At 70.4% G+C, this 23364-nt stretch carries 28 protein-coding genes; 3 read left to right on the top strand and 25 right to left on the bottom strand.

The genetic code is table 11. The features are described 5' to 3' along the window. Window positions 1-29: 29 nt before the first annotated feature. The 25 genes from ACZ7JA_RS08590 to ACZ7JA_RS08470 all read right to left on the bottom strand — a co-directional run bounded on the left by ACZ7JA_RS08590 (window position 30) and on the right by ACZ7JA_RS08470 (window position 20483). Window positions 30-1007 (bottom strand): VG15 protein, encoded by a 978-nt coding sequence (locus ACZ7JA_RS08590; protein WP_470807748.1) that lies wholly within the window; start codon window positions 1005-1007, stop codon window positions 30-32. After that, window positions 1004-2470, bottom strand: a complete 1467-nt coding sequence (locus ACZ7JA_RS08585) for a phage portal protein (protein WP_470807747.1) — start codon at window positions 2468-2470, stop codon at window positions 1004-1006. Before ACZ7JA_RS08585 ends, ACZ7JA_RS08590 begins: the two co-directional genes overlap by 4 nt. Window positions 2471-2489: 19 nt before the next feature. Further along, complete coding sequence (locus ACZ7JA_RS08580; RefSeq protein WP_470807746.1) at window positions 2490-4232, bottom strand: terminase large subunit; 1743 nt, start codon at window positions 4230-4232, stop codon at window positions 2490-2492. After that, on the bottom strand, window positions 4204-4788 hold the full coding sequence (locus ACZ7JA_RS08575) for a P27 family phage terminase small subunit (protein WP_470807745.1): 585 nt from the start codon (window positions 4786-4788) through the stop codon (window positions 4204-4206). The genes ACZ7JA_RS08580 and ACZ7JA_RS08575 overlap by 29 nt, the downstream gene beginning before the upstream one ends. 133 nt (window positions 4789-4921) lie before the next feature. Next, the gene (locus ACZ7JA_RS08570; protein ID WP_470807744.1) at window positions 4922-5203 is read right to left on the bottom strand and encodes a hypothetical protein; all 282 of its coding nucleotides are present in this window, start codon (window positions 5201-5203) and stop codon (window positions 4922-4924) included. A 506-nt stretch (window positions 5204-5709) separates the two neighbouring features. After that, window positions 5710-5910, bottom strand: a complete 201-nt coding sequence (locus ACZ7JA_RS08565; protein ID WP_470807743.1) for a hypothetical protein — start codon at window positions 5908-5910, stop codon at window positions 5710-5712. Window positions 5911-6299: 389 nt separating this feature from the next. Further along, window positions 6300-8369 carry a cell division protein FtsK gene (locus ACZ7JA_RS08560; protein WP_470807742.1) on the bottom strand — a complete coding sequence of 690 codons (2070 nt, stop codon included), beginning with the start codon at window positions 8367-8369 and terminating at the stop codon, window positions 6300-6302. Window positions 8370-8454: 85 nt separating this feature from the next. Further along, the gene (locus ACZ7JA_RS08555) at window positions 8455-8640 is read right to left on the bottom strand and encodes a hypothetical protein (RefSeq protein WP_470807741.1); all 186 of its coding nucleotides are present in this window, start codon (window positions 8638-8640) and stop codon (window positions 8455-8457) included. Between the two features lie 3 nt (window positions 8641-8643). Next, window positions 8644-8835 carry a hypothetical protein gene (locus ACZ7JA_RS08550; RefSeq protein WP_470807740.1) on the bottom strand — a complete coding sequence of 64 codons (192 nt, stop codon included), beginning with the start codon at window positions 8833-8835 and terminating at the stop codon, window positions 8644-8646. A 2-nt stretch (window positions 8836-8837) separates the two neighbouring features. Beyond that, window positions 8838-9146, bottom strand: coding sequence for a hypothetical protein (locus tag ACZ7JA_RS08545; protein WP_470807739.1), 309 nt, complete (start codon window positions 9144-9146; stop codon window positions 8838-8840). Continuing rightward, window positions 9143-9316, bottom strand: a complete 174-nt coding sequence (locus tag ACZ7JA_RS08540) for a hypothetical protein (protein WP_470807738.1) — start codon at window positions 9314-9316, stop codon at window positions 9143-9145. The genes ACZ7JA_RS08545 and ACZ7JA_RS08540 overlap by 4 nt, the downstream gene beginning before the upstream one ends. Further along, window positions 9316-10446 (bottom strand): hypothetical protein, encoded by a 1131-nt coding sequence (locus ACZ7JA_RS08535; RefSeq protein ID WP_470807737.1) that lies wholly within the window; start codon window positions 10444-10446, stop codon window positions 9316-9318. The genes ACZ7JA_RS08540 and ACZ7JA_RS08535 overlap by 1 nt, the downstream gene beginning before the upstream one ends. Next, window positions 10443-10625 (bottom strand): hypothetical protein, encoded by a 183-nt coding sequence (locus tag ACZ7JA_RS08530; protein WP_470807736.1) that lies wholly within the window; start codon window positions 10623-10625, stop codon window positions 10443-10445. Before ACZ7JA_RS08530 ends, ACZ7JA_RS08535 begins: the two co-directional genes overlap by 4 nt. Before the next feature lie 352 nt (window positions 10626-10977). Next, entirely contained in the window at window positions 10978-11601 is a 624-nt protein-coding gene (locus ACZ7JA_RS08525; RefSeq protein WP_470807735.1) for a hypothetical protein, read from the bottom strand. Next, the gene (locus ACZ7JA_RS08520; protein ID WP_470807734.1) at window positions 11598-12065 is read right to left on the bottom strand and encodes a hypothetical protein; all 468 of its coding nucleotides are present in this window, start codon (window positions 12063-12065) and stop codon (window positions 11598-11600) included. The genes ACZ7JA_RS08525 and ACZ7JA_RS08520 overlap by 4 nt, the downstream gene beginning before the upstream one ends. Further along, window positions 12062-12397: a hypothetical protein gene (locus ACZ7JA_RS08515; RefSeq protein WP_470807733.1), complete on the bottom strand. Its 336-nt coding sequence runs from the start codon at window positions 12395-12397 to the stop codon at window positions 12062-12064. Before ACZ7JA_RS08515 ends, ACZ7JA_RS08520 begins: the two co-directional genes overlap by 4 nt. Continuing rightward, window positions 12394-12582, bottom strand: a complete 189-nt coding sequence (locus ACZ7JA_RS08510; protein ID WP_470807732.1) for a hypothetical protein — start codon at window positions 12580-12582, stop codon at window positions 12394-12396. The genes ACZ7JA_RS08515 and ACZ7JA_RS08510 overlap by 4 nt, the downstream gene beginning before the upstream one ends. Before the next feature lie 67 nt (window positions 12583-12649). After that, entirely contained in the window at window positions 12650-12973 is a 324-nt protein-coding gene (locus ACZ7JA_RS08505; protein ID WP_470807731.1) for a hypothetical protein, read from the bottom strand. Window position 12974: 1 nt separating this feature from the next. Next, window positions 12975-14444 (bottom strand): DNA cytosine methyltransferase, encoded by a 1470-nt coding sequence (locus tag ACZ7JA_RS08500; RefSeq protein ID WP_470807730.1) that lies wholly within the window; start codon window positions 14442-14444, stop codon window positions 12975-12977. A gap of 59 nt (window positions 14445-14503) precedes the next feature. Then, a complete protein-coding gene (locus tag ACZ7JA_RS08495; RefSeq protein ID WP_470807729.1) occupies window positions 14504-16123 on the bottom strand; it encodes a DEAD/DEAH box helicase in 1620 nt (539 codons plus the stop codon). Window positions 16124-16488: 365 nt separating this feature from the next. Beyond that, window positions 16489-19134, bottom strand: a complete 2646-nt coding sequence (locus tag ACZ7JA_RS08490; RefSeq protein ID WP_470807728.1) for a bifunctional DNA primase/polymerase — start codon at window positions 19132-19134, stop codon at window positions 16489-16491. Further along, the gene (locus tag ACZ7JA_RS08485) at window positions 19131-19418 is read right to left on the bottom strand and encodes a hypothetical protein (protein ID WP_470807727.1); all 288 of its coding nucleotides are present in this window, start codon (window positions 19416-19418) and stop codon (window positions 19131-19133) included. Before ACZ7JA_RS08485 ends, ACZ7JA_RS08490 begins: the two co-directional genes overlap by 4 nt. Further along, window positions 19403-19852: a hypothetical protein gene (locus tag ACZ7JA_RS08480; RefSeq protein WP_470807726.1), complete on the bottom strand. Its 450-nt coding sequence runs from the start codon at window positions 19850-19852 to the stop codon at window positions 19403-19405. Before ACZ7JA_RS08480 ends, ACZ7JA_RS08485 begins: the two co-directional genes overlap by 16 nt. 17 nt (window positions 19853-19869) lie before the next feature. Then, window positions 19870-20175: a hypothetical protein gene (locus tag ACZ7JA_RS08475; RefSeq protein ID WP_470807725.1), complete on the bottom strand. Its 306-nt coding sequence runs from the start codon at window positions 20173-20175 to the stop codon at window positions 19870-19872. Continuing rightward, window positions 20172-20483 (bottom strand): helix-turn-helix domain-containing protein, encoded by a 312-nt coding sequence (locus ACZ7JA_RS08470; RefSeq protein WP_470807724.1) that lies wholly within the window; start codon window positions 20481-20483, stop codon window positions 20172-20174. Before ACZ7JA_RS08470 ends, ACZ7JA_RS08475 begins: the two co-directional genes overlap by 4 nt. A 240-nt stretch (window positions 20484-20723) precedes the next feature. On the opposite strand from ACZ7JA_RS08470, the gene ACZ7JA_RS08465 reads away from it, so the two are divergent. From ACZ7JA_RS08465 to ACZ7JA_RS08455, 3 genes are all read left to right on the top strand, one after another. Further along, entirely contained in the window at window positions 20724-21146 is a 423-nt protein-coding gene (locus ACZ7JA_RS08465) for a hypothetical protein (RefSeq protein WP_470807723.1), read from the top strand. A 241-nt stretch (window positions 21147-21387) separates the two neighbouring features. Further along, complete coding sequence (locus ACZ7JA_RS08460; RefSeq protein WP_470807722.1) at window positions 21388-21555, top strand: hypothetical protein; 168 nt, start codon at window positions 21388-21390, stop codon at window positions 21553-21555. A gap of 5 nt (window positions 21556-21560) precedes the next feature. Next, window positions 21561-23198 (top strand): site-specific integrase, encoded by a 1638-nt coding sequence (locus ACZ7JA_RS08455; RefSeq protein ID WP_470807721.1) that lies wholly within the window; start codon window positions 21561-21563, stop codon window positions 23196-23198. The last annotated feature ends 166 nt before the right edge of the window (window positions 23199-23364 follow it).

Here is a 23364-nt window from a genome sequence, read left to right as displayed (position 1 = left end):
GCGCGCGCCCGGGCGTCGCGCCCGGGAAGTCAGTAGATGTAGCCGTGCAGCTTCAGCAGCCTCAGCTGGTGCTCGCGGTCGTCGGCCAGGCGCAGGATCTCTTCGGGCATCAGCCGGGGCCGCTGGGCGATCCGGTAGCGCTGACCCTTCTCCTTGCTCGCGCCCGCGTCGGTAGTGAGTCGCTTGCCGGCGATGCCGCGCACGCTGGTGCCCTCCGTCGTCGCCTGCACCTTGCGGCCGTGCACGGTCATCGTCTGCATTCCGCGCCGGGCGTTGACGACCTGCGCCAGGTCCGCGCCCTTGTCCAGCGCGTCGACCGCGGCCGCGCCGAGGCGGCGGCGCTTGTCTTCGTCGGACATCTGGGCCACCAGGTCGTCAGGGCTGGGGACAGCCCCCCATTCCTCATCGGTGTGGACGGGGTCCATGCCGCAGTCGCACTTCGGGTGACGCTGGAAGCCGGTGCTGTAGCTGTACTGGCGGCCGGCGAGGATGATGCACCGGCCGCACGCGGGCAGCTTCACCACGCGCACGTAGGAGACGCAGCGTGGGTGCGTCACCATCGCCACCTGGGTCGCGGACCGCGAGGTGTCGGCGATCTGTGTTGCCGTCATGCGGGCCATCTGGTTGAAGCCGGTCAGCAGCGCCGTGCGCGGGTCCGCGCCCGTGCGCAGGGCCGTGAACGTGGTGATGGCCGGCTGGAAGAGCAGCGTGGTCAGCGGCCGCCCGTCCGAGGCGGAGCCGACGAATGAGCCAGGCGCCAGATCGGCGGCCATCCGTTCGGCGGCTCTGCGCTCGGCCATGGCCGCGGCGACGAAGGCCTGCGCGCCCTGGGCGGCGGTGAGCTGGCCAGCCACGACCGCGTCCAGGATCGCCGCGCCCTGGTCGCCCTGCAGGGAGGCCAGGATCTTCGCTGGGTCCAGGCCGAACCAGATCGAGTAGACGCGGCCGACGACCGCCTGGGCGAGGGACTGCACCTGCGTATACCGGGCGTCTGCGGCTTCGGTCATGCCGCCTCGGTCCCTCCTGCGTCGGCCGGGTCGGAGCCGTCCTTGGCGCCGAACTCGGAGAAGGCGGCGGCCGTCGCGGCGGCGGCCGCCGCGGCCTGCTCGTCCCGCATCCGAATCCACTCCTCGACCTGCTCGGGCCGGATGCCGGGGATCATCCGCCAGAGCGCTTCGTCCGGGACACCGATCGCCTTGTACTTCGTCAGGGCGTCGGCGTACTGGGCGACGGAGCGGAACTGCGCGTCCCGCCAGACGACGCGGCCCATGGCCAGCGACTCGGCCCGGGCCGCGTCGCCGGAGGCGAGGGCCTCCAGCCGCATCACCTCGCGTAGGTCGGCGCCGAAGTGCAGCTGCTTGTCCATGGCCTTGGCGACCAGGCCGGACTCCGCGGCTTCCAGCGCGTCGCTGGCGATGTTGGCCATCTCGCCGAGCAGGTACTGGGGCGGGGTGCGGGTCTGCGCGGCGATGTGCCGCACGCACTGGGAGATGACCTGAAGGTAGGCGTTGAGATCCGCCGCCGAGAACTGGGCGATCTGGGCCCCGGCCTTGGACAGCCACAGCAGGCGGTCCTTGGAGTATTGGCCCAGCGGGATGTTCTCCACGTCGATGATGTCGCCGGTGTCCGGGTCGATGATGTCCCGGGTTGGCCGGTCCATGCCGAGGACCACACGCTGGGGCAGCGCGGCGAAGTCGGCGCCGGTGAACAGGTGCGCCCACAGGGTGTTCACGCCGTCCTGCAGCGGGGCCACCTGAGCGATCTCCGATTGCGGCTTGCCGTGCAGCCGGGCCCGGTTGGCGATCTCCACGATGGGGACCTCGCCGAGCGGGTTGACCATGTCGGTCTGCTCGGAGGTCCGCAGGCCGATCGTGCGGGCCACCCAGTCGCCGCCGCCGACCGTGCGCTGGCGCCGGTAGACACGCGCCCGGTCGGTCGCGGTCGCGCGAACGAACAGGGTGGCGAACTCGTGGGAGCCGTCAGACCAGACGCGCAGGCCTGCCCGGCGCACGCCGCGGGTGCCGGGCACGTAGTCCACGATGGCCTGTCCGGCGGGGATGAAGGTGATGTCCGATTGGCCGTCGGGCCGCCACACCATCGCGTGGGAGCGTGCGACCACCAGCGCGTCGAGGATGGCCAGGCCCACCTCGACGTCCGCCCGGGTCCGCTTCCAGGCCTTCATCGCCTCCTTGTCGGAGGTGCCGTCCTCGCCCTCGAAGTCGACCACGGCCAGCCGCTCGCGCAGCGTGTCCGGGACTGTCTTGCACCAGTTGTCGCTGAAGTCATCGAACAGGCCGCCGGTCTGCTCGGAGAACTCGGGAGACGCGTACTTCAGCGGCCGGTCGCCCTCATAGAGGCTGTTCCACTCCTTGACCTTGGACTCCCGCCTGTCCAGGCGAGCGCGCAGCTTGCGGATCATCGTCTCGGGGCCGTCGGTGTCAGCCAGCCGGTTCTCCGTGTCGGTGAACACGCGCCCTCCCTTCCGCGCGTCACGCGCTGTCTGCGGTCTCCCGGACGACCTTGCGGCGCAGGTAGCCGTCCACGGCCATCACCAGGGCGGCGATGCCGTCGATACGGGCGGAGGACTCATCGCGCTTCGGCTTCACGGGGCGGATGTTGTCGTTGCCGTCGCGGATCACCTCGACGCAAGACGCGTTCCAGCGGAGGACCTTGTGTCCGTCGTGCACGAAGGCCCGCTCCCTCAGCAGTCGTTCCACTTCCTTCGCGCCCGGCCCCATGCCGAGGTAGGTCTGGGACACCGGGACCACCTCGCCGATCCGAGGGTTGGCCTCGATCCGCTGCAGTGAGCCGCCGGTGAACATCCGGTCATAGGACACGCGCTGGATCCGGTACGTGCGTGAGTCGGACAGGATCTGATCCTCGATCGCCGCGTAGTCGATGGCGTCGCCCTCGGTCAGCGTCAGCAGGCCGGCTTCCACCCAGTCCCGAAGCGGCACCTGCAGCTGGTGTGCCAGTTCATCGCACCGGTCCTCCGGCACCCAGAACCGGGGGATGATCTCCAGTTCCTTGCCCGGTTGCCGGGACCGGACCACCAGCAGCCACGCCGACAGGTCGGACACGGCCGACAGGTCCAGGCCGCCCCAGGCCGGCTGGAAGCGCTGCCGCCGAGCCGGGGTCAGCTCGCCTTCGTTCGCGTCCCACAGCGGCATCGGCAGCCACCGGACCTTCGAGCGCATCCGCCGGTTCAGGTGCAGCCGGCAGAAGGTCGGGAAGTACGACGGTGTCACCTTGGCCTTGGCGGCTTCCTTGCGCAGGTATGCCAGCGTCGGGCTGACGCCCAGGCCCGGGTTGGCTTTGTGCCAGGTTTCCTCGGCGAACGGGTCATCGGCTTCCGTGGCGGCCCAGACGACGCCGTAGTGGGAAGGGTCCTCCACGACCAGCTCAGCGACGCGCACGGTGTAGACGTGCTTCTCGTCGTAGATGGTGCCTTCGTCGCCTTCGTCGGCCGTCGTGATGAAGATGATCAGCGGTTGGTCGCGCGCGCCCGTGCCTGTCTCGATGGCATCCACGAGATCGCGCTTGCGGTGAACGTGGACCTCATCGATGACGCCGCCGGACACGTTCAGGCCGTGCGCGGTCTCAGCGACCTTCGACAGGGCCCGCAGTACGCCGCCGGTCCTCGGCGTCAGCAGCGCGGTCGCTCGAGCGTCCACGCGCCCGCGGACAGCCCTCGAGGTCTGCGCCATCCGCTTGGCGTCATCGAAGACGCGCTTGGCCTGCTCGAGCGATCCGGCGGCCGCGTAGACCTCGGCGCCCACCTCGCGGTCGGCGAGCAGCAGCGTCAGCGCGACGCCGGAGCTGATGGTGGACTTGCCGTTCTTGCGGGGCACCTCGACCCAGGCCGTGCGCACGACGCGGACCGGCCGGCCCGCTTCTTCATCCTCGTACAGCCAGCCGAAGATGGGGGCGATCACCCAGACCAGTTGCCAGGGCGCCAGCAGCAGCGGGTTGCCGCCCCAGCGGCCTTTGGTGTGACGGAAGGACTCCACGGCCCGCTTGGCGCGAAGCACGGCCTGCACGTCGAACCAGGCGCCCGGCTTCAGGTGCGCCTGGTTCGCCACCACCAGGGGCTTGGAAGTGAGGGCCTCGGCGATCTCATCGTCCGTGACGCCCAGCAGGTGCAGACCGGCACGCGGCACCGGCAGGCCGTCGGCTTCGTCCTCGAAGGTCAGGTGCAGCCGCTCAGTCGAACACGCTTCCGTCGTCGTCATCGTCCCCGCCCTCCGGCGGCGCTATCCGCCCCCGGGAACTGGGGCTCAGACCCAGCTCGCCGATGTACGCCTTCAGCTGCGTCCGGTACTGAGTCGCCACGGTCGTCAGCGGGTTACGGCACGGTCCGCGCTGCCCCATCGTGATCAGCCCTTCAAGGGACAGACGCCGCTCGCACCACTCCAGCCGGGCCACGCACAGGCAGTAGTCCACAGCTGTGGAGCGGTCGACGCTCGAGAGGCCCACGGCCACCTTCAGGATCGGCACCACGCGCGACCACTCCCGGGCCGCCACGTCACGACAGAACACCGCGGCCTCGCTGGCGAGGCGGATGCGCTGCCAGGCGTCGACCTCCCGCCGGTACTCCTGCAGCTCGACGTCGCTCGCGCCCGACGGTGCTCGCGGCTTGTCGGGCACCTGGACGTCCGGGAACAGGTCCGCCCAGGACGGCTCGACCAGCTCGGCCGGCGGCACCTTGGCGCCCTCGCGGACCGGCCGGTGGCCGGGGTTGCCCTCGCGGACGACCTGCAGGGCCGGCTTCGGCTTACGTCCGGGCACGGCCACGGTGATCACCCCCTTTGGTGACGGATTGCCGCGGAGCCGGGCCGATTTGCCCGGTGATCGAAAGGCCCCGAATCGCGGGCGTGATCCTTGCCCTCCCCGGCGGGTGGCCGCAGGCCGCCGGGGGGAGTCACCCCCCAGGGGTGGGCGGCGGCGAGGGCCAGTGCTGCTGTGCGAGAGGGCTGGACAGCTCGTAGGCGGTCGCTGAGCGCTGTGGCTGGTCGCCGCCCTGCGGTCCGTAGAGGACGTCCGCCATCGCACGGTTCAGCTCGTCTTGGGCCTGGGCGTCCACAGCGACCAGCCTGGTGAGCGTCCCACGGGCCTCGCGCACGGCCACGCTGGTCTTGCGTGCGGCGATGCCCGCCTGTTCGAGGCGTTGCAACTGCTCGGGCGTCGGCTGATGCATGGTCATGCGGGCTGCCTCTCGGGTCGGGTCAGCGGGCGTTCCAGCCGCCTGGCTGATGCCGTGCTGTCTCGCTGCTGTGGCATGGGATGCAGAGCGGACGCAGATGCTTGTCCGCGTCTGGGTCTGGGTCTCCACGCTCGACCAGCTGCTTGCGGCTGACGGGGAAGTGGTCAGCCGTCCGTGATGCACGTCCGCAGAGCACGCACCATGGATGGTGATACAGGTAGTTGGCTCTGCGTCTGGCCCATCGTGTGTCGTAGCCACGTTCGCTACTGCTGCCCCTCAGCTGTTCAGCCTCGCGTGTGTGCTTCTCGCATCGGCCCTGGGCTACCAGCTCATGGCATCCGGGTATGGGGCAGGGCCTACGGGGCCGGGAGGGCATGGGGTAGGCCTCCCTGGAGAGCAGGGGGTATGCAGTAGGCCCCGCTGGTGGGCGGGGCCTACGTGTCTGTGGGTGCCTCTTGGTGGGCACAGCTGTACACCGAGATCGTTACACGCTCTCTGACCGAGGGTCAAGCACTGCCCCGCTTCGTCCTCTTGACAGCCAAGGCGGAGACGTCCTCCACGGCGTACCAGGGTTGTCGCTCGGTGCCTCCGGCCCGCTTCAGTTGGCCTCGGTGGACCAGCTGCCGGACGCCGCCCAGGCCGATGCCGAGGACGCGCGCGGTCTGGTGCGCAGTGAGATAGCCGGGGCGGATGTTGGGCGACTCCATGTGCCCATCATGCGTCAGCGGCTACCAGCCTGGTGGGTGCGGCGCCAGGCGTTGTGGGCCCGTCGGCCGACGCGCAGCCGGAGCTTGCGGCCGCGGCAGCGCGGGCACGTCCGCAGCTTCTTAAAGCGCGTGATCTCGCCTGCGCCACGGCATCGGCGGCACGGCGCGAACGGTCGGACGGCACACAACACGGCGTAGCCGCCGAGCCAGAGCAGGGCTGTGGCCATAGCGATCAGCATGGGGTCTCTTCCCCTCGATTCGTGGGTGTTTCCCGGTGCTCGGGACCCCTGCCGCTAGACGCTAGTTGGCAGGTCAGGGGCGGATTGTGTTGCTAGCGAGGGTGCTAGACCTAGCAGGGTGGGGTGCTAGGTCTAGCGTGTCTCTGATGGCTACGCGGCGGCCCTGTCGGCGTCACGCCGGGTGATCGCGGCGACCACATCGGCGCGCTTGATGCCGCGCCGGTTCTTGCCCTCGCCGTCGTCGGTGGTGCCCCACACCTGGCCCGCCTTAACGCCCCAGGGCTTCAGTCCGGCCGTGACGTTCTCGCCCGTCCAACCCTCGTAGACGTCGGGCCGGAGCTCGGCGAGACGGGCGGCCACGCGTTCGTTCCACACCTGCTCTTCGTCGGCTCCCACGACCTTCAGGACGTCGCCGAGCAGGTCCATGCCGGACGACTCCTGCGGGCCCTCGCCGATGGCGTGGCCGGTGATGTTGCCGTATGCCTCGCGGAGCTGGCGGGCGCGGGCGATGACCTGCTCGGCGCCCGGGCCGTCCACGAACGCTGAGGCGACGATGAGCGGGTCGTCGCCCTCGCCGGACATCCAGCAGATGCCGCGGTCCGAGCGGGAGAACATCGTGGCGCGGACGCCGGCCTTGTAGGCGCCGGTGCCCAGCACCATGTCGTTGGCGGTGTGGCCCATCACCTTCAGGCAGAAGCGCAGCACGGCGTTGGCGGAGATGCCGGGCGGCAGGCTCTTCGCGTCGGGGCGCTGGGTGGCGAACATGCCGACGATGCCGAGGGCCGGGCCGCGCTTGGCGATGTCCGTGCAGATGGACTCCAGCTCGGCGCCGTACTTCTCGTGCTCGAACGGCACCTGGCACTCATCGAAGCCGACGACGATGGGGTGCAGTCCAAGGCTCTTGTCGCTGGCCAGAGCCGGGGTCACCTTCGACTCGGGGCAGCGCGCCTTGGGCAGCTGGCGGATCACCTTGGCGCGGCGGCGCAGTTCGTCCTTCAGCTCCCGCATGGCGTTGACCACGTACAGGAGATCCTCGTCTTCCTCGCCGGACCGGTAGCGGTGGCAGACCGGCTCCAGCGGGCCGAGGTCGCCGGTGCCCTTGAAGTCGAACGCGTACAGCTGCGCGCGCGGGTCCAGGGCGGCGATGAGCAGCAGCAGCCTGAGCAGGAACGTCTTGCCCATGCGGGGGATGGAGCCAATGACGACGGAGGCGAACATCAGGGTGACGACGATGTCCCGCATCCGCTGGTCGTTGCCGAACACGACCGGCTTGAACAGATCCACCTCGCCCTCGCGCAGCAGCGGCCAGGCGGGCTTCGTCGTCTCGTTCATGGGCTTGTCGCCCACCCACAGGATCAGCCGGCCCTCGTGTTCCTCGGGGTCCCCGGACGGCCAGACGCAGCCGAGCTTGCGACGCAGGCCGGACGCGAGGGCCTGCCGCTCCTCCATGACGTCCTCCGGGGTGACGCCATACGGGAGGTCGAGGTCGGCGCGGTAGCCGGGGCCGTCGCGGGTGATTTCGCTGGTGAAGCGCATCCCGTTCATGTCGCCGCCCTTCTTGATGGCGGCGGTGATGCGCGGGTTGCCGATGGACTCCAGGGCGCGCAGCACGATGGTGCCGGTCAGCTTCTGCAGCTCGGTGCGCATCACGGCCGGGCCGATGACCGGGGCGTCCGGCTGCTGGCCGAAGTAGCCGATCGTCATCACGCCGCCGGCGGCGAACACGTACAAGAAGGCGGGTGCCATGACGTACAGGAACAGGGCGAAGCCGAGGCCGAAGACGCAGGCCACGACGGTGACCAGGCCGCGCAGGCGGACGCGGCCGGCCCGCAGCCGGGCCAGGCGCATGTACTCCTCGACGTCCTCCTGCCGTACCGCGTGGTCCCGCAGGGGCGCGGCCTCGCGGTCCCACACCCACCGATTCGTCGCGGTGATGAGACGGGCGGCGCCGCGGGGGGCCATGAGGGCGAGCTGGGTGGCGTACCAGGGGGCGCGCAGGCCGTGATACGCGGTGGCATATCCGGCGTGACCTGCGGCGCGCTCGATGGTGGCGACCAGGTCGCGGCGCGAGCGCAGCCACGGGGCGACGACGGGGCGCCGCTTCTCGGTGGTGACGCCGGGGTCCGGCAGCTTCGGGTTGTCGACGGGTACGGGCGGGGCCTGCTGCTCCGGGATGTCGGCCGGGGCCTCGGTTGCGGGAGGGATCAGGGTGTCCGTCATGCTGGTGCTTCCTGCTCTCTGCGGAGGGACGGGAGACACGGGGCGGCCGACTTCCTTGGCCGGTGGCGGCCGCCCCGTGGCGTAGCTACTTCTTGCGGCCCTTGGCGCGGGCGTCCTCGCGGGCCTGCGCCTTCTCGCGGATCCGGTCGGCCCGGTTCTCCAAGGCCTTGGTGGACTTGCCCTTTTCCTCGCGGCGGGCGATCCGGTAGCCGATCACCACCGTTGCGGCCAGCTCACGCAGGTTGTGCGGGTCATGCTGCGATGCGGGCATGGGTCAGTCCTCCGTGGTATCGGCGAGCGCGGTGTGGGTGCGGGCGATGTCGGCCCACAGGGCGCCGACGGCGGCGAGCGGTGCGGCCTCGTGTCGGGTGTCCTCGTGGCGGGCGCGCGTCTCGGCGTCCCGGGCGAGGGTGGCGGCCCGCTGCAGGGCGGCGTCCGCCATGGTCAGACGCTGGGTGCGGGTCATGGTCACTTCCCCTTCTGGTAGTCCGCCCACAGGCCGCGCAGGACCAGGGCGAGGATGGCGACGGACACGGCGCCGATAGCCACGGCCACGGCGAACAGGGCGGCGACCAGGCCGCCGGCGATGCCGAGGGTGCCGATGGTCACCCACTTGCGGGTGTCGAACGGCTTCGGGACCGGGGACGCCGGGGCGGCCGGCTGCTGCTGTGCGGCCTGCTGGACCGCGAGGACAGTGGCCACGATCTGGGCGACGTCGACCGTGTTCGCGGAGGCCTCCCGGACGGCGTCCTCCGCCTTCTGCAGGGCGTCGCTCATCGCGCCCACCTCCGCATCCGGGGCAGGTGCGGGCGGGCGACGGCGCCGAGGACGAAGGCCAGCAGGACCGGCTGGCCGATCGCCCAGCTGGCGACCGCGGCGGCCAGGGTGGCTGCGGACGGGACGATGAGCAGTACCCCGAGCAGGGCACCAAAGAGGATCCAGCGCATCACGCGTATCCGCCTTCCATGGGCTTGGCCGGAGCGGCCGGTTCGGGTGTGGAGTCGGCCTTCTTCGCTGCCCTGTGCAGGGCGGTGCGGACGTACGGCTCATCCACGATCAGCCGCCGGTGTCGGGCGATGTGCTCGACAATCTCCTTGGCCTTGGCGTCAGGTCCCAGAGTGGATGCGGCTTCCTCCACGGCACCCTGCAGGTTCACCGGCTCCAGGGCGCTGACCTGCTGATGCGCGGGCGCATCGTCGCGATGCACTTCGTACTCGGGGGGCTGCTGGCCGAGGACCAGGGCGACCGCTACGGCGTCCACGGCCACGCCGTAGGTGCCGAGCAGATGCGCGAGCTCGGCGGGCGGCGCATCAGGGCGGCCCTGGTGTGCGAGGCGGATGGCTTCGGCCGGGTCGAGCGTGTCGAAGTGGCGGCGCAGGGCCTCGGTGGCGGAGCCGAGCCGGGGCCGCGAGGCGGCCTGCTCGACGGCGGGCTGGGCGGCGGCGCCGTACATGGATGCGAGGGCCGCATCAGCTCCGCCCCGGAGGCGATCGCGCTGCACCTCGACCAGCGCGGTGCCAAGGACGTGGTCACCGACGCCGACGTGCCGGGCCAGCTTCCACGACTTCTTCAGGGACGACTTGCGCCTGTCGGCGTCGGGGTGCCGTTCGGCGGCGGCCTGGTGATAGGCCAGCTGCTGGACGGCGTCGGCGTTACGGCGCACGGCGTCAGCGTCCACACCGGTGGTGTAGATGACGATGCGGCGAGCGATCAGACCGAGGCCTTCAGCGGCGCCGGACATGCCGAGCGGCGTCAGACCGTAGACGGCGGCCTCGGTGAGGTTGGAGGCGAGGGACAGGCCGATGAAGCAGGCCGCGAGGGGGGCGAGCCACAGGCCGCCACGCACCCAGGCCGGGGAGGGCTGGCCGAGCATGGTCAGGCCGAGCATGGTCAGCGTCAGGACCAGGGTGAGGCCCTCGCCGGCGGCGACGACTCCGGCCGCGGTGGCTGCGCGATGGAACTGGGAGAGGACGTTGGAGAAGGTGCCAATGGCGCCGGCCGCTCCGACGCCGACCATGACGACGGCGGCCGCGCTCAGGACGACGCGCTGCCCCTTGCTGAGGTTGCGGGCGCTCATCGGCTGGTACCGCCTTCGGCGGCGTGCGCGCGGGCCAGGGCGAGCTGGTCGCGGGCGGCGCCGGCGTCGGCCGCGCGGCTGCTGGCGGCGCTGGTGTAGTCCTCGCGGCACCGGTTGAGCAGTTCGGTGACGCGCGCTTCGGCCCCCTGGTCGGGGGCGATAGGGTTCCGCTGGGTCATGAGGTGCACTCCTCAGTGATCAAGTGGTGTCCCCGGCGGGCGGTAGGGTCGCCTTGCCGGGGTCGCCCGCTTTCCGGGCTATTCGGTTGTGGTCGGGGAGCCGGTGGGGCGTAGGGTGCCCGTCCCGTGCTCGCGGATGGATCTTCGGATTGCGCTGGCGCTGACGCCGCGGTCCCTCGCTACCGCCGAGATGCTGCCCAGGTCTCTTACGCCGTCTTCGAGCGCTTCTGCTCGCCTCCGGGCGCTTGCCGAGATCAGGTCCAGCAGGCGGCTTTGCTCTTGTTCCTCGACGTCAACGCGTGCGCGCCAATCGGTTGTTGGCACCGGACCAGGCTACTAGAACACTAGGGTTCTAGGCAATGCTCTTCGGCTGATAGTGCCGCAACAGCAGCAGCTCCGCCTCGGAGCGGTACTCCGTGCCACACCACCGGCACCGAACCACCTGGCCAGGAAGACGAGATAGCACGGCGCCGCACACGGCCCCCTCGCCATCCGTCACCGCAATGCACAGCCCGATCCGCTGCACCTTCGGCGCCGGGTCGCCGACTATGGACCGGGCCTGCGTCTCCAGCTCGCGGACCTCGCGCGCCAGTTCACCGGCCGCGGGGTAGCGCGCGGTGACCCAGTCCAGCTCCATGCCGAGCCACCGGCAGTCCGCGGCCAGGTCGGCCGGCGGCGGCGCCCCGTGGTGCGGCCAGCGGACGCGCTGCACATCGACGCGCCACAGGTGCAGGACCTCGGCGGCCCGGCTGAAGGTCACGGTGTCCAGCACGTCCTCATTCAGTGGCGAGCAGGGGCCGGCCGCGCTCTTCGTGGCCACGATCTCCCCCCAGCCGTACCGGCGAGGCACCAGGCACTCCCCGACCTCGGCGTACAGGGTCGGGAGGTCGGCCAAGCGCCGTGCCAGCGCGAGGGTGTCGCGCTGGCACAGGTAGCTGGACTCCAGCTGCTGGTCGCACAGTCCGCAGACGTTCACGGGGTGCTGCTCTCCTCGGTGGTGGGCTGGTCGGTACCGTCCAGAGCGGCGTCTAGTAGGTCCAGGCACCAGATGGCATCGACGTTGCGGCCACGTGCCATGCGGGCGCGGGCTGCGCGCACCCGCTCCAGGGCGGCCTGCACCTCGGCCAGCTCGCCGCGCACCGTGTCCAACTGCTGCCACCAGGGCTGCTCCACGTTGTGATGGACGACGCTGCGCCACCGGTCCACGGTGTCCGTGCGCAGCCACGGAGTTCGGACACACGGAGCGCCCGGGTGCCCATGCTCGGTGAAGTGACGTAGCACCTCGGCGAGGACGGCGGCCTGCTGGTCCCTTTCGGCTTCGATCTCCTGCGCCTTGGCCTTCCAGCGGTCGCCGCGGCGCCAGCCCTCGGTCGCGTTGTCGTACAGCTCGTCTAGGGCGTCGTCGGTGATGGTGCTGGCGGAGTGGCGCTTCCTGGTCATGCGGTCCTCCGCTGCTTCGCGCAGGTGGGGTCGTGGTCGTCGCCGAGGCTGGTCCACCAGCGTTCGCAGCAGCTGTGTCCGAGGGCGTCGGCGGCTTCGCGGAGGCTGGTCCGGCGCGGCAGCGGGGGCTGTTCGGCCCGGGCCCTGGCCGCTTCCCGGGCCTCGGCGTGGTCGACCTCGCGGACGGCCGCCAGCAGCGGGGCGACAGAGGTGATGGCCAGGGCGGGCGCGGCCCAGGGCTGGCCGTGGATGGCCTGCTGGACGGCGGCGAAGGCCAGGAACACGGCGACGGCTACGTAGAACACTTGCAGGGCGCGGGTGGAGCGGGTCATGCCATGACTCCGATCTGGGACAGGGGCGTGGCGGCGTCCAGCTGGCGGAGGCGGGTGAGGGCGAGGCGGTCGCGCTTGCACAGCGCGCGGCGGACGCCGACGGGGAGCTGGCCCCAGCAGCGGCTGCACAGGTAGTGACCGGGCTGGCGGGGCTTCTTGCAGGAGTAGCAGGGGGTCAGGCGCATGGCGTCCTCTCCGTGGTGTGGTGAGTGGCCGGCCGCCCCGCCCTTCCCGCGGGGCGGCCGGTCATGGTCAAAACAGGGCCAGCGGTTCCTCAGCCTCGCGGCGCTCCAGCTCCAGCTGGGCGGCACGCTGCCGCTTCTGCGCCTTGGCGTGGCAGCTGGTGCACCAGGCGCGCAGTTGCTCGACAGGCACGGCGGCCGCGGCGACGGTCGACAGGGTCAGGTCGGCGGGGGCGACGATCAGGCGCCCGTGTCCGGTCGTCTTGAAGCAGCGCAGGCCGGTGTCAGAGTGCTGGGAGCCACACAGGCCGCCCTCGCACTGGCACTGGCTGCCGGCGGCGTCCATGACGGCCTTCCAGACGGTGGAGACCCCGAGGGGGGGGCGGTTGCTCATGTCAGAGCACCTCCGCCACACGGCCGCCCAGCCACTGGGCGACGTTGCAGGAGACCGCATTCCCGGCCTGCATGGTCTGCTCGCCCTTGTTGCCGAGCACGATGTAGTCCTCGGGAAAGCGCTGCGCCAGCAGCTGCTCGCGCGGCTGGACCATCCGGTAGTGGCAGTCCTCCAGCGCGGGCGCCGGCGAGGCGATGCCCGCGGAGTCGACCGTCGACAGGGTGTGCAGCGGCTCGCCGGTCGTCTTCGTGGCCGCGTTGCGGTAGGGGATGACCAGCCAGTGGTGCCTGCCCTGCCCGGTCACGGTGTCGACCGGTTCGGTGACGGGGCGGGCGCTACTGTTGCGGCGCAGGGTGACGATGAACGACTCGTCGGCCTGCGGCGGCGTCACCAGGGCCTCGAAGCCCTTCGGGTTCGCCATGCGGGTGCGCATCGGCTCGCGCGTCGTCGTGCAGGTGGTGTTCCACGTGCCGCCGGACGGCACCAGGACCGCGTCACCGATCTTCGCGGTGCGCGCCGGAAGCGGGCCTGAGTCGGCTGGGAAGGCGCGGCCGTCGTGACCGCCGTGGTTGACGGTCAGGACCATGCGGCGGTCGCCGAGCAGCTCCAACCCCTTGCGGATCCGAGTGACGGTGTTGCTCGCCAGCGGGCGCAGCCCGTGCGCGGCGCGGTCACCGATGCGCACGCCGAGGTTGGACCAGTCGATGATCGAGGCGGCCGGGCGGACGTAGGGCTCGACGACCGTGTGGCGGCACCGCGGCCCGTTCGGGCAGCGGTACACGTACTGCTGACCGTACTTCCCGAGCTTGCGGCCCTCCTTCTTCCAGGACTGGAAGGCGGTGACGGTCTCCTCGCACACCGGGCACCATGCGCGCGGGCGGGGCTGCACGTCCGGGAGCGGGATGCCCTCGCGGGTGCAGACGATGTAGATCCGGTCCCGCCACTGCGGTGCGGCTGGGTTGGTGTCGTCACCAGCGTGCGCCGAGGACAGGGAGACGAACTGGATGTTGTAGCCGAGGGTGCGCATCCCGGCGAGCCACACGTCGAACAGCTCCCAGTCCGCGGCCTCCATCACGTTCTCCACCAGGACGGCCCGGTACCGGTGGACTTCGGTGGCGCGGATGACGTCCCAGAAGGTGGCCCGGGTGCGCTCGAACGCGGCGCTGGCGACGGGCCCGAACTCCTCGATTCCCAGCTGCCCGGCTCCGGCGGCGGTGCGGCGGCGGCGTCCGCCGGCGGGGCTCAGCTCGGTGCAGATCGGCGATGCCCACAGCACGTCGGTGCGCGGGAGGCGCCGCATGTCGTAGTTGTTGACGTCGGCGCACAGGTGGTCGGCGTCGCGGTGGTTCGCGGCGTGGGTCTCGATGGCGCGCTGCCAGTGGTTCGCCGCGAGCTTGAGTTCCAGGCCCGCGGCGACAAGGCCGGTGGACGAGCCGCCAGCGCCGCAGAAGATGTCGGTGAAGGTGAGCATGGGTTCCTCCGTGATGTGATGGGTGGAGACCCGGGCCTGATAGCGACAGGCCCGGGTCGCTATGCGGCGGGAAGGATGAGCTGACCGAGGACGCGGCCGACGCGGTCCTGGTCGATCAGGTCGGCGACGTCTCCGGCCGTGCTGCCGGCGGGCACCTGAATGCCGATGCGGCGGCACAGGCCCATCTGCTTGGGGCTGGGCTTCGCCGAGCGCCAGCGGGCCTGCCGGACGACGAACGCGTGCGGCGCCAATACCTTGGCCTGCTGCTCCAGCCAGGCCAGGGCCTCCGGCAGGGGCCGGGCGATGTCCTGCTTCGGCGGGTGTACGCCGTCCGCCTCGGTCCAGCGGCGCGTCCGGTACAGCCGGGTGCCGGGGTCGCGCTGCAGGAACAGGAACATGGCGCTGGTGAGCCTGATGAACCAGACGCCCTCGGCCGTGCGCAGCCAGCGGATCGCGGACGATCCGAACAGGTTGAACTCTTCGGCCTCGACGCGGGCGGCGATGGCGTGGCGCTTCTCGGCGGCCGCGGCCTTCTCCGCCTGCTCGGCGACCTCGCGCAGCGACTTGCCTTCCTCCGCCTGGCCGATCTCCCGCGCGGTCAGGTCGACCATGGAGGCCAGCTTGTGGCGGGTGGACGCTCCCATGACGTCCAACAGCAGCGCGTCCCGCTTGCCGGGTGCCGGGCGCAGCGCGCGGCCGGCCATCTGGACGTACAGGCCGGGGCTCTTCGTCGGCCGGGCGATAACGACGCAGCTCGTGGCCGGAGCGTCGAACCCTTCCGTGAGCACCATGCAGTTGGTGAGTACCTGGACTTCTCCGGCCGCGTACCGGGCGAGCGTCGCGCGCCGGTCGTCGCGGCCCATGTCGCCCCACACCGGGGCCGCTGTGATGCCGGCGGCGGTGAGGGCCTCGGCGGCGGCCTGGGCGGTCGCCACGGTCGGCGTGAAGACCACGCCCGGTCGTTCGCTCGCGTGCTCGGTGTAGGCCTTGGCGATGGCGTCCAGGGCGCCGGAGTCTTCGAGTGCCTGACCCAGCTGGCCGTCGACCAGGTCCCCATTCCGGGTCTTCACCTTGTCCAGGTCCAGCGTGTCGACCGTGATGCGCTTACCGCGGACGTCGCACAGGTAGCCGTCGCTGATCATGTCGAGGATGTCCAGGCGGAAGACGACGTCCTGCCACACCTCGGCGAGGCCGCCGTCGGTGCGGGTCATCGTCGCGGTGAAGCCAGCGACCGGGACGCCGTCCCAGGCGCCGAAGTGCGCGAGGACTTCCATGTACGTCCTGGCCGCGGCGTGGTGGCATTCGTCCACGATGACCAGGCCGATATCGCGGATGGCCTCGCGGCGCTTCGGCACGGCCAGTGTCTGGACGCTGGCCACGATCACGTCGGCGTCGTGGTGGTCGTCACGCTGGGCCTTGACGATGCCGACCCGCAGCATCGGGTCCACGGCCAGCAGCTTGGCGGCGGCCTGCTCGATGAGCTCCTCGCGGTGGGCGATCACCAGAACGCGGCGGCCACCGAGGTGGTCGAGCATCTGGTGGGCCAGGTGGGCGAACGCCACGGTCTTGCCGGCGCCGGTCGGGAGGACGACGGCCAGCCGGTTGGATCCGGCGGCCCATCCCTCGCGCAGCGCGGTGATGGCGTCGCGCTGGTACGGGCGGGGGGTGAAGGCGGACATGGTCACCTCGATTCGGTTGCTGGTGCTTTGCAGGGAGTGCAGGGAGCTGGCGGGAGTCCTGCGGGGAGTCCCGCAGCGATCCGTTGTGGTGCTGATCAGGGGTTTTGCAGGGACGCAGGGACTTGCAGGGAGTTGAGGTCAGTCCTTCACGACGGAGAGCCTCAGAACTGGTTCGTGACAGGACGCGCCATGCGGGTTGTGCGATGCATGTGGGACGCGCGCGCTATAGGAGGTGCGGCGTCCGGTCCCCGCAACTCCCTGCCTCCCTGCATCGACGCAGGTGGCGTGCCGTGCGGGACTCTGCGGGAGTCCCTGCGGGAGTCCCCGCAAGGTCCCTGCAGTCCCTGCATCGCGCGCGGTCGCGGTCATGACTCGTGCCGCCCGGTGCCGCGGTCGGCGTGGACGTCCACGCGCCACAGGTTCTGGCGCTTGTGGGAGTCGTAGATCATGACGACCTTGTGGGTGCCGAAGTACCGGCCGGCGCGGGCCTTCAGCCAGACGCCCAGCTGGTTGGCGCTCGGTGGTTCGTCGCCCCGGCGCGGTACGTGGGCCGGAAGGCCCTTGATGGCGGCCCCGGCCGTGATGGGCTCGGTGCCGTAGGTCTCCCGCCACATCTCCAGGAAGGCGGTCCACTCCTGCAGTTCGTCGTCCTGGTCCCGCGCGTCGTTGCGGTCGGCCATCCAGCCCTCGACGCCGAGGTAGTCGAGCAGGCCGGCCATCATGGACGCCCATTCGGAGTAGTCGCCCTTGCGGACGCGGACGGTGGGAGCTCCGGCGGCGACCCAGGCCCGAACCAGGGTCACCAGGGCGGCGACCAGGGTGGAGGCGTTGGCACGGAGCCAGGGGCGCAGGTCTCCGATGGTGAAGTTGTCGCGCTGGTCGGGGTCGGGGCAGTCTGGGTCCAGCCGCACCCACAGGACACGGCGGCCGTTGTCCCCGCCGGTGCGCAGGGCGTTGCCGGTGGCGACCCATAGCCGGTCGTTGCGCATGGTGACCTTGCCGGTGGACCCCAGGATCCGGTCGCCCCAGGTGTCGCCTGTGAGCAGAGCGGACAGGATCGGAGACTTCAGCACGAAGCCGTTCGGCAGGTTGTCGAAGACGACCACCGGCTGACCGGTGCCGTACAGCTGCGTGGTGATCGACTTACGCAACTCGGTGTCGTTCTCCGGCCATGCGGTGTCAGCGGTGCCGTAGCAGTACCTGAAGATGTCCTTCAGCAGGGTCTTCCCGCTGCCGGCCGCCGTCGCGGTGATGGTCACCATCTGAGTCGGACCGTGGAAGAAGGGCCGCAAGATCGGTGTGAGCAGCGCGCCCAGGTAGTGCGCCCGGTCGCTGGCGGCGACCCAGGGGAAATCCTTCAGAACCTGACCCAGGACGATCGCCTTGGCCCGGGCCAGGCTCTCCTCAGTCACCTGCGGCTGCAGGCGGCGCAGCTTCACCCGCGGCTCCAGGTAGAGGCCCGTTGCCCGGTCGTAGCCGAGGCTGTCGAGAAGGCTGCCGTCGGGACGGATCACGGGGGAGGTGACGACGCCGCGGAGGACGGGCAGGGGCCAGGCCTTGCGGCCCAGGATCGTGCTGCACGACTTGGGCATCAACAGCTCGCGGTCTTCGACCACTTCCTCCGGGGTCCGCTTGATCACGTACGTGTTGACGTGGTCGGCGAGGTAGGCCCGCAGGTTGTCGGTGCCAAGCTGCTGGATCACCGGGTCGTCGTTGTCGTCGCGGTAGACCCAGCAGGGGCCGCCCGACCGGGTGTAGAGGTCCGGCAGCTGGCCCTTGGCCATCAGGGCCAGGATGCCGTCGATGGCGTCGGCTTCGTTCGTGATGTCCAGCTCGGGTTTGGCGGACACGGCGCGCAGCTGCGGGCCGCCCTCGAAGCCCTCGCCGCGCTCTGGCGCGTGGTCGGGGTCCAGCGCGGTCGAGCCGTCGCTGAAGTGGCCCGGCTGGGCGGGGACGGAGGACAGGCGTCGGCGGGGCAGTTCGGAGCCGTAGCCGTCGCGGCGCAGGGCGGCCGCCGCCTGCTTGTAGTTACCGCCGTGCTCGAGCAGGGCGTAGGCGGCGAACTTCGAGTACGGCGTGTCAGCCTGGAACTCAGAGCCGGTCGCGAACACCCACAGGCGGTCCTTCTCCGGGTCGCGGCCGGTGGTCGCTTTGATGCCGCCGACGCCGTCGGCGTAACCCCAGTAGGTGGTGTGGCCGCGGGTGATGACCGGGCGGAAGACGCCGCGCAGGATGTCTGCCCAGTCGGCCCGTGCTTCGTAGTCCTCGCCGGGGCGCAGGCCGCCGTCAGGCAGCGGCTCTTGGGCCTTGGGCGCAGTCTTCGGCGCCTCCGGCTCCGGCAGGCTGTCGAACATCCGGCAGACGGTTCGGATCGCGTCGACCACCTCGGCGTCCAGCGTGGGGATGTTGGCCGGGCTGCCTTCCAGTCGGGTGTACGGCCGGCCGGTGGCGTGGACGGTGCCGCCGGACGGCTCGACCAGGCCGTAGCCGCCCTCGCCGCGCGTCTCGATCTCCACGCGGATGATGCGGCTGTTGGGCTTCTCGCGGAGCCGCTGGCGCTCTTCGTCGGTGTACTCGTGTTCCTCGGCCAGCCTGCTGGCCAGCTTGCGGTTGCCGGCGACGTCCCCGCCCTCGACGCGGACGCGGAAGTGGCGGCCGCCGGACGGGGACTCGGTGACCCAGCCGTGCAGGATCGCGGACCAGGCCTCGCCGAGGCCGGAGGCCTCCATCACCTCGGTCACGTTGTCCAGCAGGCCGATGGCGCGGCCTTCAAACTCGATCATCTCTACGCCGCCGCTGACGGCCCCGTAGACCACGGCGATGCCGCGGGCCCGGTCGCCGCTGAACCACTGGTCATGGTCGGCAGGAAGGGAGCGACTCACCTTGTACGGGAGCCAGGACACGGCCGGCCGCTTGCTGCCGTCCGCCTTGATGGGGAGGACGCACAGGCCAGCGTCGTGGAGCTCGCGGGCGGCGGCCCGGAGGTCTGGTGTGGTCTGCGGGTCGGTCAACGGGAACTCCGGTGGTACTTGGTCAGGTGGTAGTCCTTGACGCCCGCGATGAAGGCCTGGACGCCTGCCGCTCCGCGGGGCACCGGGCGGCCGTCGGGCCCCCTCACGCCGTCGACGGCGGTCACCGGCCCTTCCATGCGGTGCGGGCAGTCAGGGCGCAGGCACTCGTAGCGGGCGCGGACGTTGTCCATGTCCACGAACAGGGCGCCGTCGATGCGCTGCGGCTGATAGGGGCGGCTCTGTCGGGCGTCCGCCGCCGGGGCCGCGGTCACGTCGCTTTCCATGCGGCGGAGGTGCGGCTGTACCAGGTATCGAGGTCCTCTACGTGGCCGGCCGCGACGGAGGCCTGGAAGGAGTCAGCCAGGTGCTGCTCGTGTTCGCGGTCGGCTATGGCCCGGCGCAGCTGGGCGAGGCTGTCGCCCGGCTTCTGGCCGCGCGGCACCAGGGCGAAGACGGGCCAGTAGACCTCGACCTGGTCCAGCGTGGTGGACTCATACAGGTTCAGGCCGTGGCTGGTGGCCAGGGCGTGGAGGCTCTCGTAGCGGAGGGCGTCCTGGACCCGGTCGAAGACCAGCTCTGGGTCGCGGTACGTCCTGACCATGTCGGCGATGGCGTCGAGGCACTCGACCAGGTCCGGGTCGGCTCCCTGCTTGGCGGCCTCGACGGCGGCCAGGGCTTCGGTCACCTTGGCGTCGTCGGGCGTGGGAAGCTGCTGCATAGAGCTGCTCCGTTTCTCTACTTGCTGGTGGGTGCGGGCTGCTCTGCAGGCGCCCCCGGCTGGACCCCGGGGGCGTCGTTGTCTGCTGCCGACTGGACCTCGGCAGCAGCGGTCTCGGTCAGGCCGAGGTAGGCGAGCAGGTCGGCCTTGCGAACGCGGAACACGCGGCCCAGGCGGATGACCTCCACCGGGAACTCACCGGCCTTGATCAGGTCGTAGCCGAGGGTTTCCCCGACGGCGATGGCGGCGAAGGCCTGCTTCGTGGTGCACATCGCGGGGAGCGCGCGGACCTGGTCCGGGGTGAGTGCGGTGGCGGTGCTCATGAGGCCACCTCCGCCGGTATCCAGCTGCGGCCGGCGCGCTCCATGGGCACGAACAGGACCAGCAGCCGCACGCCGAGGGCGTCGGCTATCGCCTGGGCTTTGTGCTCGGGGACCAGTTGCTGCGTCCCGTTCATCAGGGAGCCGATGGTCCCGTGGGCTACGCCCGCCTTCGCGGCCAGTTCGCGGCTGGTGATCTCCTCACCGGAGCCGGTGCGCTCCATCAGGAGCTTCAGTCGGTCGCCGCTGACGACCGCGTACATCGAGGGTGGAGAGTCGCCCATAGTCACCTCGCGGAAAGAATCGTTCATCGCACTGAACGGCGATGGCGCCACCTTTCCACGCCCTGAACGGTTTGTCCAGCGCGCTGAAAGGTGAGAGGCGCGTTAGTAACCGGCCAATGACTCAACGCGACCTGGCGACGGCGACTCACATGCTGAACAATCCGTCCCGTGAGTGAGTTGAACGGCGCAACTGACCTGCACGTACGTCTCAACAGTTCGTGTAGACCCTGAACGCCCGTTGATCCCTTTGTTCGCAGGAGTGGCAGGATGAGCCTCATGGCGGCCCAGAGTGATGACACGCGAGACCCTGAACGGCGTACGCAATTCGCTGACCTGGTGAAGCGGCGACGCGCTGAGCTGAACCTGGGCCTGGACAAGTTCTCGGCGCGCGCGGTCGACCCGGTCACCGGGCTGAAGATCACGCGCGGCTGGATCTATCGGCTGGAGACGGGGGAGCCGGTCACGCCGCCCAACTTCGAAGAGATCCGGGCGCTGGCGGCAGCCGCCGAGCTGCCCGTCGAGGCTCTCCAGGATGCGGCCGGCAGTCAATTTCACGGAGTGGATCCACTTGTGAGCGGCTCAGCGGAGGCCAAGGCCTACGTTCACAAACTGGACCAGCTGCCAACTGAGCAGCGAGACAGGCTACTTCGGCTCATCGACTCACTCCTGCCACCGGAAGGGGATGTATAGGCAGTGAGAATCACGCATTCCCCTTCGCCTTACTGTCAGTAACTCTTGCAAGCGGGGTGTGGTCAGGCGGCCGACGCAGTGCGATCATGTGCGGACGTCTGCGCTCGGAAGGGCGCAGGTCGCCGCTCTGAATCGAACGCACGCGCGGGAGAGGTGGGGGTACTGCATGACGTCTCCGGGGACGACGACCGCAAGAGCCTGGTACGTCGAGAGCGACGACATACCCGAGGGGGAGTTGGTCGTGCCGATCGTGCTGAAGAACGGGGACACCGCATTGGCCGTGCGCCCGGGCGAGATGACGCCCCGACTCCTTACGGCACTGAATGAAACTCTCGGCCATCTCACCGGCACCGGCCTGTGGCAGCCCGGGGATGATGGAAGCGAACGGGCCCCGAAACAGGAGGAGTAGGCGCTATGCCGTCTGCACGCCGCGCTGGGAGCATCTACAAACGGTGCGAGTGCCGAGACGGCGATGGCCGGCTGCTGGGGAAGAACTGCCCGCAGCTGCGGAAGAAGGGACACGGTGCGGTCGCGCTCCGGCAGGAGCTGCCGCCCGACGCCGAGGGCAAGCGCAGGGCGTTCCGGCGCACCGGCTACGGAAGTGTGGCCGCGGCCCAAGGCGACCTGTCTCGCCTACAGGCGATTCTCGCCCTACCGGGCGACGACCAGAACGACCAGCGACGTGTCGGGGACCTGCTCGCCGAGGTGGCGAAGCAGCGCGCCGGCATCCCCGAGCCAGCTGAAGTCCAGCGGCGTCTGGGCGTCGGTGTGCCACTCTCCGGCAAGATGACCGTGTCCGAGTGGCTCGACAGATGGATGGCGAACAAGAAGACCCGGCGGACCACGAACAACGGGTACGCCTCGCACATCCGCGTCCATCTGAAACCGCGCATCGGGCACCTGCGCCTGGACCGACTGACTGTCGGGCACGTCCAGGAGATGTTCGACGCCATCGCCGATGAGTCGGACGTGATCCGCGCGGAGAATGCCGCCCGGCGCGAGCAGGAAGCCCGCGCTAAGTGGCCCAGGCCTGGACGGCCACCCGTCAGGGAGCGCGAGCGGCTGGCAGCGGAGCGGGAGCAGCTGGCACAGATGCCGCCGTACCGGAAGACCAACACGGCAGCGACGCGGCACGCGATCCGGCGCACGCTGCGGACCGCGCTGAACCGGGCCATTGCTGAGCAGCTGATCACCTTCAATCCGGCGTCCTACGTGGAGCTGGGATCCAGCGCTCGCCCCAAGGGCCTGCTGTGGACCGATGAGCGCGTGGCGCGCTGGCGCGAGACAGGCGAGACGCCGAGCTCGGTCATGGTGTGGACCCCGGCCCAGCTCGGTCAGTTCCTCGACCACGCCGAGGACGCCTCACGCCTGTACGCCTTCTTCCATCTGGTGGCCCACCACGGCCTCCGCCGCGGCGAGGGCGTCGGCGTCGACTGGACGAACTGTCACCTGGACCTGGCCCAGCCGCGCATCGACGTGCTGACGGAGATCGTGGTGGACGGCTGGACGCCGATCGAGACGGCGCCGAAGACGCAGGGCAGCATGTCGTCCGTGATGATCGACCGGGGGACCGTGGCCGTCCTCCGGGAGCATCGCGCCCGCCAGCAGGGAGAGCGAGAGGCGCGTCTGGCCGCAGGCCTGCCGTGGACGGACACGGGGAAGGTCTTCGTGGGCGAGGACGGAGCCTGGCTTCACCCAGACGTCGTGTCCAAGGAGTTCAAGCGGCTGGCCGAGGCCGCCGACCTCCCGCCCATCAACCTGCGCGACCTCCGGCACGGAGCGGCCGCCCTGGTCAAGGCCGGGGGCGGCGACGTCCACGACGCCAAGGTGAAGCTGCGGCACAGCACCATCACGCTGACGGCGGACACCTATCTGGACCTCTTCACGGAGTACGAGCAGACCCTGACCGAGGCGGCGGCCGCCGCGGTGCCGAGGGCGAGGAAGGCACGCGACAACGCCCCCGCCCCGGGCGCTGTACCGGGACAGGGGCGCACAGCATCGCAGCCAGCAGACGCTGCTAGGGACGCCTCCCACGGTACGGGCCAGCACTGACAACGGACACTCTGCGGCGTAGAATTGACGTACGGGCAAAGGGCCCCTGACCTGCGGGTCAGGGGCCCTTCCTGCTGGCCCGCTGCTGGCCCGGAAGCCGCGCAACGGGACGGTACGGCGCGGTACGAGACGCGATGAAGCCTAGAGGTTGAACGAACGATAAACG

The organism is Streptomyces sp. NPDC038135, assembly GCF_055601245.1.
The sequence above is the reverse complement of the archived record's forward strand: the minus strand, read 5'-3'. Positions and strand labels throughout refer to the sequence as shown.

Coding starts and splice junctions, on each gene's coding strand:
- ACZ7JA_RS08560 (WP_470807742.1), bottom strand. CDS start 8,369: ATGACGGACACCCTGATCCCTCCCGCAACCGAGGCCCCGGCCGACATC.
- ACZ7JA_RS08570 (WP_470807744.1), bottom strand. CDS start 5,203: ATGACCATGCATCAGCCGACGCCCGAGCAGTTGCAACGCCTCGAACAG.
- ACZ7JA_RS08475 (WP_470807725.1), bottom strand. CDS start 20,175: ATGAGCACCGCCACCGCACTCACCCCGGACCAGGTCCGCGCGCTCCCC.
- ACZ7JA_RS08550 (WP_470807740.1), bottom strand. CDS start 8,835: ATGACCCGCACCCAGCGTCTGACCATGGCGGACGCCGCCCTGCAGCGG.
- ACZ7JA_RS08465 (WP_470807723.1), top strand. CDS start 20,724: ATGAGCCTCATGGCGGCCCAGAGTGATGACACGCGAGACCCTGAACGG.
- ACZ7JA_RS08485 (WP_470807727.1), bottom strand. CDS start 19,418: ATGGAAAGCGACGTGACCGCGGCCCCGGCGGCGGACGCCCGACAGAGC.
- ACZ7JA_RS08470 (WP_470807724.1), bottom strand. CDS start 20,483: ATGAACGATTCTTTCCGCGAGGTGACTATGGGCGACTCTCCACCCTCG.
- ACZ7JA_RS08540 (WP_470807738.1), bottom strand. CDS start 9,316: ATGCGCTGGATCCTCTTTGGTGCCCTGCTCGGGGTACTGCTCATCGTC.
- ACZ7JA_RS08500 (WP_470807730.1), bottom strand. CDS start 14,444: ATGCTCACCTTCACCGACATCTTCTGCGGCGCTGGCGGCTCGTCCACC.
- ACZ7JA_RS08495 (WP_470807729.1), bottom strand. CDS start 16,123: ATGTCCGCCTTCACCCCCCGCCCGTACCAGCGCGACGCCATCACCGCG.
- ACZ7JA_RS08530 (WP_470807736.1), bottom strand. CDS start 10,625: ATGACCCAGCGGAACCCTATCGCCCCCGACCAGGGGGCCGAAGCGCGC.
- ACZ7JA_RS08555 (WP_470807741.1), bottom strand. CDS start 8,640: ATGCCCGCATCGCAGCATGACCCGCACAACCTGCGTGAGCTGGCCGCA.
- ACZ7JA_RS08580 (WP_470807746.1), bottom strand. CDS start 4,232: ATGACGACGACGGAAGCGTGTTCGACTGAGCGGCTGCACCTGACCTTC.
- ACZ7JA_RS08590 (WP_470807748.1), bottom strand. CDS start 1,007: ATGACCGAAGCCGCAGACGCCCGGTATACGCAGGTGCAGTCCCTCGCC.
- ACZ7JA_RS08545 (WP_470807739.1), bottom strand. CDS start 9,146: ATGAGCGACGCCCTGCAGAAGGCGGAGGACGCCGTCCGGGAGGCCTCC.
- ACZ7JA_RS08505 (WP_470807731.1), bottom strand. CDS start 12,973: ATGAGCAACCGCCCCCCCCTCGGGGTCTCCACCGTCTGGAAGGCCGTC.
- ACZ7JA_RS08510 (WP_470807732.1), bottom strand. CDS start 12,582: ATGCGCCTGACCCCCTGCTACTCCTGCAAGAAGCCCCGCCAGCCCGGT.
- ACZ7JA_RS08455 (WP_470807721.1), top strand. CDS start 21,561: ATGCCGTCTGCACGCCGCGCTGGGAGCATCTACAAACGGTGCGAGTGC.
- ACZ7JA_RS08515 (WP_470807733.1), bottom strand. CDS start 12,397: ATGACCCGCTCCACCCGCGCCCTGCAAGTGTTCTACGTAGCCGTCGCC.
- ACZ7JA_RS08535 (WP_470807737.1), bottom strand. CDS start 10,446: ATGAGCGCCCGCAACCTCAGCAAGGGGCAGCGCGTCGTCCTGAGCGCG.
- ACZ7JA_RS08520 (WP_470807734.1), bottom strand. CDS start 12,065: ATGACCAGGAAGCGCCACTCCGCCAGCACCATCACCGACGACGCCCTA.
- ACZ7JA_RS08480 (WP_470807726.1), bottom strand. CDS start 19,852: ATGCAGCAGCTTCCCACGCCCGACGACGCCAAGGTGACCGAAGCCCTG.
- ACZ7JA_RS08565 (WP_470807743.1), bottom strand. CDS start 5,910: ATGGAGTCGCCCAACATCCGCCCCGGCTATCTCACTGCGCACCAGACC.